The organism is Bartonella sp. PS17NMGDW, assembly GCF_042193555.1.
Lineage (GTDB): Bacteria > Pseudomonadota > Alphaproteobacteria > Rhizobiales > Rhizobiaceae > Bartonella > Bartonella grahamii.
The window spans coordinates 23221-32155 of sequence record NZ_JBHILY010000013.1 but is presented as its reverse complement, the minus strand read 5'-3'; the positions used below and the strand labels follow the sequence as shown (position 1 = coordinate 32155).

11 protein-coding genes and 3 pseudogenes are annotated in these 8935 nt (G+C 35.9%); 3 read left to right on the top strand and 11 right to left on the bottom strand.

All coding sequences use genetic code 11. The features are described 5' to 3' along the window. A pseudogene (locus tag ACFIJK_RS07710) lies at nt 1–222 on the top strand (hypothetical protein); the annotation flags it as partial. Between the two features lie 1890 nt (nt 223–2112). On the opposite strand, the pseudogene ACFIJK_RS07705 reads toward ACFIJK_RS07710, so the two are convergent. From ACFIJK_RS07705 to ACFIJK_RS07680, 6 genes and pseudogenes are all read right to left on the bottom strand, one after another. After that, nucleotides 2113–2573, bottom strand: a pseudogene (locus tag ACFIJK_RS07705) (hypothetical protein). Beyond that, on the bottom strand, nt 2560–2835 hold the full coding sequence (locus ACFIJK_RS07700; RefSeq protein ID WP_375627395.1) for a hypothetical protein: 276 nt from the start codon (nt 2833–2835) through the stop codon (nt 2560–2562). The pseudogene ACFIJK_RS07705 and the gene ACFIJK_RS07700 overlap by 14 nt, the downstream one beginning before the upstream one ends. A gap of 252 nt (nt 2836–3087) precedes the next feature. Continuing rightward, a complete protein-coding gene (locus ACFIJK_RS07695; protein WP_375627394.1) occupies nt 3088–3534 on the bottom strand; it encodes a hypothetical protein in 447 nt (148 codons plus the stop codon). Continuing rightward, a complete protein-coding gene (locus tag ACFIJK_RS07690) occupies nt 3494–4558 on the bottom strand; it encodes a hypothetical protein (protein WP_375627393.1) in 1065 nt (354 codons plus the stop codon). Before ACFIJK_RS07690 ends, ACFIJK_RS07695 begins: the two co-directional genes overlap by 41 nt. 3 nt (nt 4559–4561) lie before the next feature. Continuing rightward, on the bottom strand, nt 4562–4900 hold the full coding sequence (locus ACFIJK_RS07685) for a DUF1376 domain-containing protein (protein WP_375627392.1): 339 nt from the start codon (nt 4898–4900) through the stop codon (nt 4562–4564). Then, on the bottom strand, nt 4890–5363 hold the full coding sequence (locus tag ACFIJK_RS07680) for a crossover junction endodeoxyribonuclease RuvC (RefSeq protein WP_375612606.1): 474 nt from the start codon (nt 5361–5363) through the stop codon (nt 4890–4892). The genes ACFIJK_RS07685 and ACFIJK_RS07680 overlap by 11 nt, the downstream gene beginning before the upstream one ends. A 66-nt stretch (nt 5364–5429) precedes the next feature. Here ACFIJK_RS07680 and ACFIJK_RS07675 point away from each other — a divergent pair, with 66 nt between their 5' ends. Continuing rightward, the gene (locus ACFIJK_RS07675; RefSeq protein ID WP_375621782.1) at nt 5430–6101 is read left to right on the top strand and encodes a hypothetical protein; all 672 of its coding nucleotides are present in this window, start codon (nt 5430–5432) and stop codon (nt 6099–6101) included. Between the two features lie 87 nt (nt 6102–6188). Here ACFIJK_RS07675 and ACFIJK_RS07670 read toward each other — a convergent pair whose 3' ends face one another. The 5 genes and pseudogenes from ACFIJK_RS07670 to ACFIJK_RS07650 form a co-directional block, all read right to left on the bottom strand. Then, nucleotides 6189–6419, bottom strand: a complete 231-nt coding sequence (locus tag ACFIJK_RS07670; RefSeq protein WP_208434686.1) for a hypothetical protein — start codon at nt 6417–6419, stop codon at nt 6189–6191. Nucleotides 6420–6429: 10 nt separating this feature from the next. Then, nucleotides 6430–7188 (bottom strand): hypothetical protein, encoded by a 759-nt coding sequence (locus tag ACFIJK_RS07665; RefSeq protein ID WP_375627391.1) that lies wholly within the window; start codon nt 7186–7188, stop codon nt 6430–6432. An 11-nt stretch (nt 7189–7199) separates the two neighbouring features. Then, the gene (locus ACFIJK_RS07660; RefSeq protein WP_375627396.1) at nt 7200–7526 is read right to left on the bottom strand and encodes a dATP/dGTP diphosphohydrolase domain-containing protein; all 327 of its coding nucleotides are present in this window, start codon (nt 7524–7526) and stop codon (nt 7200–7202) included. A 267-nt stretch (nt 7527–7793) separates the two neighbouring features. Continuing rightward, nucleotides 7794–8111: pseudogene (locus tag ACFIJK_RS07655) on the bottom strand (hypothetical protein); the annotation flags it as partial. A gap of 10 nt (nt 8112–8121) precedes the next feature. After that, complete coding sequence (locus ACFIJK_RS07650) at nt 8122–8400, bottom strand: hypothetical protein (RefSeq protein WP_375627390.1); 279 nt, start codon at nt 8398–8400, stop codon at nt 8122–8124. Between the two features lie 112 nt (nt 8401–8512). Between ACFIJK_RS07650 and ACFIJK_RS07645 the strand changes: the two genes are divergently transcribed. After that, nucleotides 8513–8845: a helix-turn-helix domain-containing protein gene (locus tag ACFIJK_RS07645; RefSeq protein WP_012755091.1), complete on the top strand. Its 333-nt coding sequence runs from the start codon at nt 8513–8515 to the stop codon at nt 8843–8845. The last annotated feature ends 90 nt before the right edge of the window (nt 8846–8935 follow it).

Genomic DNA, 8935 nt, shown 5'->3' with positions numbered 1-8935 from the left:
AAGATTTATGGCAAGGTTTATGGGAATGCTTGTGTGAGTGGCTCTTGTGAGATTTATGGCTCTGTTTATGGCAATGCTAAAATCTCATATTGTGCAACGATTTGGGGGCGTGCTTATGGCAATGCAAAAATCAATAAAAAAAGCAAAGTAAGATTGGTTCCAAAAAATTGTGAGGTTTATGAAAGGGATAATGTTGTCAATATAACTGATAAAACAGAATAAAAACACGCATGGGGCGTGCATTCTTTATGGTTATAAACGCATATAAAATGCATTGCTATAAACATATCATAAAAGAGAGAGTAAAATAAAAAAAAGCCGTGCCAAGTGATATGACGCGGCTTTCAAATAGCGTTTTTATTGATTAAAATGAATCATCCACAATGGAGTAATCAGTGCATATATACAAAACGTATTATATTGCAAGCGCTCTATGAGAGATATGAAAACTTATCAAAAGAAACGTAAATGTGCGTATGATCTTTAATCACTCATTTGAATGAGAGAGCCTATAAACGCTTGTTATGGCTATTAAACGTATCAAACAAATCAAAACGCTCGGTAGCTTTAACAATCCAATCAAAAGAACATGCATATTAAGTGAATATCTTATAACAAAATGGTTTTTTACATTTACGAGCATTGGTTTTTAAAAGCAGATTTTTATAAGAAAAATAAACAAACGCTTTTATAAAATGTAAGGTTTGCAAGATTTTGCTCTGCTGTGAAAGCTAAATCTTAGTTTTCTCATAAATGAAACGTTTTTAAGAGCAAATGATAACTAAGTTATAACTGTTATAAAAAAAGTTTTAACGTTTCTTATAAAGATCTCATTTTATGTTTCAAACGTTTAAACGTGCATTTAAAGAGGTTCTCATAAGCGTATTTATACTTTTCATTAAAACCTAATTTCTTTAAAAATTAGCCGGTTCATTTTTGGGGATGTTATCTTAGAATAGAGCATTCTTTAAACATTACAGCTTTTGACTCAAAATTAAGTAAAAACCCATACCTTATGATGTTACAATGGTTTTGAAGTTTGTTTGCTTATCTTTGTCTTAATAGCTGCCCCCAAATTTGGAAAGAGCTCTTTTGGTTTCGTATTTTTAAACTATAACTTTTAAAACGTTTTTAGTACCAAATCTAAAGTAGATAGTTATTCTACTGCCATGGCATTATTTGCCTCCATTTTTTTGTGGAAGCGAATAGTTCCATTCTTAAAGACTAGCCTGCAATCTATTCATTAAAAGGCTTTTCATTTCATAAGATATAGCATTTTGAATTTCATGACCTTTATTTCCTACCTCGGTAAAAAATACCGTGGTTATAAAATCGATCTTGTCTTTAAATCCTTTTATGCAATCTTTATAAACTAAACCTATAAGCTTATAAAAGTTTTAAATGATTACCTTCTTATAGGATACTATAACAACTTTAGATTTTGCGCTCCCCAATTTTGAGGAGTGCAAATCTTGTGTTTTTATCATGCGATTAACAATCCAATCATTAAAACAAGATGTGATCTTTAAACGTATGTTATCGATAATTCCAAACAACTAAATTTTTAAACAATGCGATTTTGAGTGATAAAAACGTATCATAAAATTTATGAACTGTTATAAATGATAGCTGCTTTTCATTTTATTTGAATACACACATGCGTTATAATATTTACATCATGATTTGCTTTTTATGGTCTATTCATGCATGGCAATCTTATATAAAAAATGGTCAAATGAATCATGCATAAAAGTGTGGGTTCTTAAGTGGATTCATATAAAATAATTGCACACAACATATTGATTTATTTATATTTTTATGTCATATGTGGCGCCGGGCGCTCAAAACACGGCGAATAGTCCGCTGTGTGCTTTCCCCTAAAAAGGGTATTGTATAACACACTACACCCGACATAAATCGTTATATGCCAATGATAGCATAAAAGAAAGTCAGTATTTTAAAAGGCATGGGAGAGGCTTTATCGTAACCTATCCGCTATTCGCTAAGTGTTTCTACACACTTGACGGCTTTCTAAACGAACCTTTCCTTAATGTCAATACGTATTTTTATTTTTTTCATTTTGATACCTACCTAGTTGAATATCAAGTGCTTTTAAATTTTACTTTTGGTTTTTAGTATAAAATGTAGTGCGTAAATGGACATGTTTATTAAACTGCGTGTATGCAACATGAGAAAGAATGAATAAACTAAAAAAAGTACCAAATAACGATATCTAAATACCAAAATACAGTATAACTATTTGGAAAAATTAAAACGACAAGTGCTAAACTTATTAGCTTTAAGAGTCGGTGCATATACTGTTGTAAATCACGTGTTAATATCTTCCAACCTGTTGTATCATCATCTTTTTTATATTTTGGATTGTTCTGCAACTCAAAAGGAATATGAGAATTGCATAAAAGTACAAAAATATTTGTTATTATTATCAAACCAAAAGATGCAAATATCAAAATACCTTGGATAAAGTAGGGATTTTTTTTAATTCCTAAAAAGCATAAAAATATAAAAATTATAATACCAAACAAGGCTCTTAGCTGCTTATCTGTAAACATATTTATTTCCTGCGGTTTTTGATAATTTTTTGATCTCTTTATTGATCTCGTCTATAAGAGGTTCGTAATTGAGAACGCTTTTCGGAATACCACCCCCATAAACCCATGCTTTCACTTGCGCCTTGGTACTGTAATCAACTTTACAAGGCATCTCATGATACTGACCACCGTCAAATTCTTCGTATTCTCTTGTGCCATCATCATATTCGTAAAGGTTATAAAAATACTCTGCTACCCCTAATCCCCATGGTGCATGCCCCACCGCCGTTGCAACCCACTTTTTTTGCCCTTTCTGTTTACGTTTTTTTTAAAAACATCTGGTTTAATATCCCCTATCTAAATCCATAACTTTACCAATGGGTTTATTTGCCTCAAAATGGACTGTACAGAAGCGTTTTTAATTTCAATGTGTTTTCTATCACAAAATCTTTAAATCGCTCTGTACGGTACCTTTCTGTCAATTTAAACGCATGTCTATTCTCAAAACGTTCAGCAAATTTCACTACTTTGCTGTTTATCCTTCAATGCCCTTTAAAACCTCTTCAAGACTTCTATGAGGCTTTTCAATGCGTTCTGATGGCATCGCTGCCTTTTGATTTGTTCCCTTTTCAGGCTTTTCAAGATTCCTAAGAATGTGTTTTGCACGAAAGCGAATATCGCTTTCAAGCTTTTCGCAGTAACGATAAAAATCTGCTGTTGAGGGCATAAAGGTTGCATTCAAGCCCTCTGCTTTGCCTTTCAAAGCGTTCTTTGTTGCCGTTTGCAATACCCAGCTGCTTATGCCTTCAAGAGCGTAAAGATACGCAAGCGCTGTCGCTTTTTCATCTGATCCCATGGGGCTCTTAAGTCCATTTGAAAGGACAAGATACGTTGTTTGAATTTCTTCTTCAGTCGCTTTCTTTTCAAGCTTTTGCAACGCATCATGGACTAATGAGGTAATTCTCTCCGCTTCTGCAATCAATGGTTTTTGCCCCGTTTTCCAATGGAATGGTGGTTCGGTTGTCATCCTCGAATAAAAATTTGTACACACTATCTGAATTTTTGATATTGGACATGTGCTGTGCAACGCGATAACTCCATCCACGCTGCTGTTCTGTTGTTTCAGTGCTTGGCTTTCCATAGTTTTTTCCTTTCTGTAAATCTTCAATTGCCTTGCGTACCCAGTTGCGCCACGTTGCTTGCCAATCACGCTTACTAGCGTCCTTACCTGCCTTGGCATTCCAATAATCTCTAAATTTTGCGATTTCGACTTTCACACGCTCTGGAGGCAAGCCCTCTCTAATCGCAAAATCGCAATCGGGTTCAAAATCCGCAGGCAATCGACAGCCTCTATCGGTTTTAACCCGCTTGGCTTTCTTAGGAACGCTTTCTTGCTCGTGAATGATTGGTTGGTTGGTTTCTAACGTTTCGATTTGTTCTGATTGGCTGTCAACAGCAGCAACCTCAGTTGGCTCTTGAACCAAATTAGTTGTTTCTAAACTTTCAGAACCAATTTCTTTTTTTGCTAAAACGATAGTTTTAGTTTTTTTATATATATTGTTATTGTTAATGTTAATGGCATCATTTAGCATTGCATATGCATTACTTGTGCATTGCTCATGCATTGCACCTGCATCATCATTACTTTTATCTTTGTTTTTATCCCATCTAGCTTTTGCTGCTTTTGAAGCCTTTTCCGAAGCTTTATCTAAATTCTCATTAGAGTTATTGAGTTCTTCCTCAACATCTAAATTCCATAAGCGACCATCTGCTAAACGAATGAGATATCCTTCTTCAAGCAAAACATTCAGTGCCGCTTCAAACTTCTTCACTGAATAACCAGTGTAATGAGATAAAACTTTAATATTATAAAAAAGAGGTTCACCAGTATGCAACATACGTAACCGTAATCGCATATAGATATTGCCCTCTACAGCAGGCAAATAATCAACAACTATTGCCCACTTGTCTGCAAAAAGCCTCGTCCATGGCAACTTAGTTGACATACTTCACCTCCCTTTCTTTATTATATTGCAAGTGAAATTATCTAGCTCTTCTTCACGGAGGTTGTTGAGTTCTTTTTCAACTTCTGAATTCCACAACCCACCATTGTCTAAACGTATGATGAATCCACCTTCAATCAAGGAATTCAAAGCTGCTTCAAACTCTTCTACTGGATAACCAATCCAACGAGCTAATACCCTTAAGTTGTTTAAAATAGGCTCACCAGTACGGAGCATTAGAAGTCGCAACATGACATAGATACATTTCTCGGTCGGCGACAAACAACCAAGAGTAACAAGCCATCTGTCTGCAAAAAGCCTCGTCCATGGTAATTTAATGGACATACCCCAATTCCCTTTCTTTAACTAAATATAAAATTGCTAAAGCATCTGCTTCGTTGTCATCTTTCGGATTGTGCCCTTTTGCACGCACCGCCTTAATCATCTCTTCTTTCGACGCATTCCCCTTGCCTGTCGTCGCTTTCTTAATCGTACTTACTGGTATCCCCTCATACGGTATCTGATGCTGTTCACACCACGCCGTTAACGTTGCTAACAAACCACCGTAAACATGCGCTGCATCTGTACCTTTATGACGCCTCACCTCTTCAAAATACACCACGTCAATTTGACCTGCTGTCTGCTTTATTTCTGATAGCCATTGCTTAAAGCGCAAATAACGCATTCCACCGCCTTCAAAACGGCGTGATTGAAAATTCACGGTACCACTGAACATGTCACCACTTGCACCACGTATCGCCCACCCCGTTTTGGTACCTAGATCAAAACAAAGAATCGTGTTATTCACCGCTCCTCTCCATACAAAACGTATTTTATAAAATTACTGTTTTCCCAAAGCGGAGGAGAAAGAGATATGAGAAATATGCAAGAAAATTTTGTAGAATTAACTGACATTACAATTAACATGAACAATAAATTGAATAACATTGAAACAGAACTCGCAACATTCAAAAGACAAAGTATATTGAAAAAAGACCTTCCCCAAATGATAAGAAATTCCTTAGAAACTTTGTGGACAGAAAACATAGCAGAAGGTTTAGGACCAAAGATGAAAGTTGAGATCTTTAATCTTAAACCTGAAGATCTATCACCAGAAGGTATTCTCATAGAATTTTCCATCAAAAACCCCACAGACCGACCAATGAAAATGAACTATATACGAATAGATGAAAATAGCCCTTTCGAATTCGTTCAAGCATTCTATCCAACTCCTTATCCATACTCTCAAAGCTCTCCAAGAAGCATTCTTAAAACATCTCCCAAATGTATCGATTTAATAACTCCCGTTACAACAAATCCTGTCATCCAAAACAACGTATTAGAAAGAGGAATTGACCTATTTACAGTGAATGGTGGGTATAGTTTTCGATGGGAATTAAAAATTCGCTCCATAGAAACAGAAAATCATGATAAACTATCCGTTCCGATCTTTATCTTAGAACATACTTCATCATATGACCCACATAAAACACTTGAAGTTCGCTTTTGGCCTAGCTTTTTTCGAAAATTAAGTCATCAACGATGATAATCTTATAAGATTGGGAATTAGGTTTTACTTATCTTCTCACCTATTAAGGTGAGAAGATGAAAGTATTTATTAGTTTGTTCTTTTTCATGAATCATAACCTCCAAAGGTTCCTATAACTCTTCTTTCTTGTACTTTCTTTTTCAACTCTTCAATTGACATATTTAACTTTACAATTAATATATCTTTTTCCTTCAGTTCTGTTTTGAGCTCTTGTTCTCTATTGCGATAGAGCAAAACAAAAAAGAACATAGCGATAACACAAAAGAACATAACCGCATTGGTAGTAAAAAACGTAATAATTGCTACTAAACTCATCTTTATCTCCTCACTTACCCTTCTTCTTACTCTTCTTATTCTTATGAGCCGGCGCTTTTACTGCTTCATCACGCTGTTTAAGCTCTTGTGTTAGTCTTTCAACTTCCTCGTCGCGTGATTGAACATCTGCTTTTAGTGCCTGTATCTTTTCACTTTTCCGTTTAAACTCTTCTCGATACGCATCTATCTTTTGCTTCAATTCTTTAATTTCCGCATCACATGATTGAACATGTACTGTTAGTAGCTCTATCGTTTCACTGTTCCGTTTAAACTCTTCTCGGTACGCATCTATCTTTTGTTTAAGTTTTTCAATTTCCTCGTCACGTTCTTCAATCTCTTGCTTCAGTTCTTCCATTTCCTCCTCGTCATGTTCTTCTATCTTTTGTTTCAATTCTTCAATTTTCTTGTCGCGTTCTTTAATCTCTTGCTTCAATTCTTTAATTTCCGTATCACGTGATTGAACATCTGCTTCGAGTGTCATTACAACTTCACTTACATTTCTGAACGCCTTTTCATGCTCTTCAGTCTTTTGTTTCAGTTGTTTAATTTCCTCGTCGCGTTCTTCAAGATCCGCATCACATTCATCAATTGTCTGCTTGCTTTCCATTAAATACCTAAACTCATTCTCTTTCATTTTTTTCTTAATATCTTGAACCTGCTCTTTAAGTGCTTTAACTTGGTTGCGATAATGCAATGCAATACGAAACATCACTCCGCTTAAGAGCAAAACTGAAACCACTGCTATCCATAAAATCTCATTCGAACTCATCTTTATCTCCTTTAATTTTTATGAGGGCGGTCATCATGACCAATCTGTTGTGCTTCGCATTCCATTAAAAAAAGAATGCAACAAGCCGCATGTGCCAAGTGTGATAAATCACTCTCAGCATCCTTATGCTCTCCACCAAACCATGCTAATAAATGACGTAAAGCAGCACCGTGAAACCTGCTCCAGTGCATGCCATTACGCCAATTGTTTGCTCCGTACTTCTTTGCTCCAAACTCTAAAACTTTACCGATTTCAATCAGTGCTAACGGCGGGATAAGCTCTAAACGAGGCTTGCTGTCATCATCCTTATGCGCTTCCTTTGTGCTATGTGAACGCATATAAACTCTGTCGTCATCGCAAAATTCTTCAGTGCCACAAACATCTGCATTGCCATAAATCGCGGCGTCACCATATACCTTCACTGCATTAGAAACTCTTGCCATGTCAAAAACACGAGCATCTTCCAAAACACAAGCACCGCCAAAAACCCGGGCATCGCCAGAAACCTCAGCACCACCATAAACCCAAGCATTGTCATAAACCTTGGCATTCCCATAAACCTCAGCACCGCCAAAAACCTTAGCACTATCATAAACTTCGGCATATCCATGAACCTTGGCATATTCATAGACCCTAGCATTGCCATAAACACGGGCATCGCCAGAAACATGAGAAAAACCAAGAACATTGGCATCACCAAAAACCTTGGCATTGTCATAAACCTTGGCATTGTCATAAACCTTGGCATTGTTCCCAACCCAACAATTACCATCATGGGATAGGTTGCCTTCTTTTTCTATCCAACCACCTAATTCGCCAGCCTTAACATCTCCAAAGCTTCTCAATGCTTCTATGAGATGAAGGGTTCTGCCATTAATTTTACTTGTTTCATTTGTTAGTTTATATTTCTTTTCTACAGTCATCATCATTTCCTTAAGGCTGCAAAGTCTCACGCGCGCTATCAACGCCGGAACTTTTTGCAAATGTAGTCATTGGGGGGTGTTGCTCTTGCATTAATCTCTGCAAGCGCTCGGGATAAAAAAAATCTTCTGGACGCAAATCTATCCCATGATCACGTGCGTAATCTAAAATTTTTTGCTGGTGTTTTGCTGGCATGTCACGCCATCTATAAACAGATGACACATCTCTTTGCACTATGGTTGCTACAGTTTTGAAACCACCTAAATATTTTATAATTAATCTCGAAGCCATATGTAATCTCCATAACAGCGCAATAAATAATTGCACTTTTTACATATGTCAATAAAAAATGCACTTTTCTCATTTTTGCATTTTACGTATTTTTAGGGATAATATTTAGATTATGAGTAGCAATATTGAAAAAAGTATCCGACAATGGCTAGAAAAGAAATTAAACGAGCGCGGACACGGTGCTCAAATAGAATTAGCCGCTCACTTGGGAATCCATCAATCCACTATAAGTAGAATGATTAATCCTTACAAAAATGGAAAATCAAGAAGCATAAGTATTGGAGAATTAGTTAAAATAGCAGAGTTTTTTAATGAACCCCCCCCAAATTTCTTCAATGATGTTGATCAAGAATTTATGAATTTTTATCGTGATCTTTCTGAAGAAAACAAGAGAGATGTGATTTTGTATATTGAGTTTTTAAGGCAATCAAAAAATAAGAAATAGTTTCCTTTTCCTTCTGAGAAAACCCTTTTAGAAGATTATAATCTTGTTCCGTTACTTGCATATTGTATCTCCATAAATTGTGGATAGTGC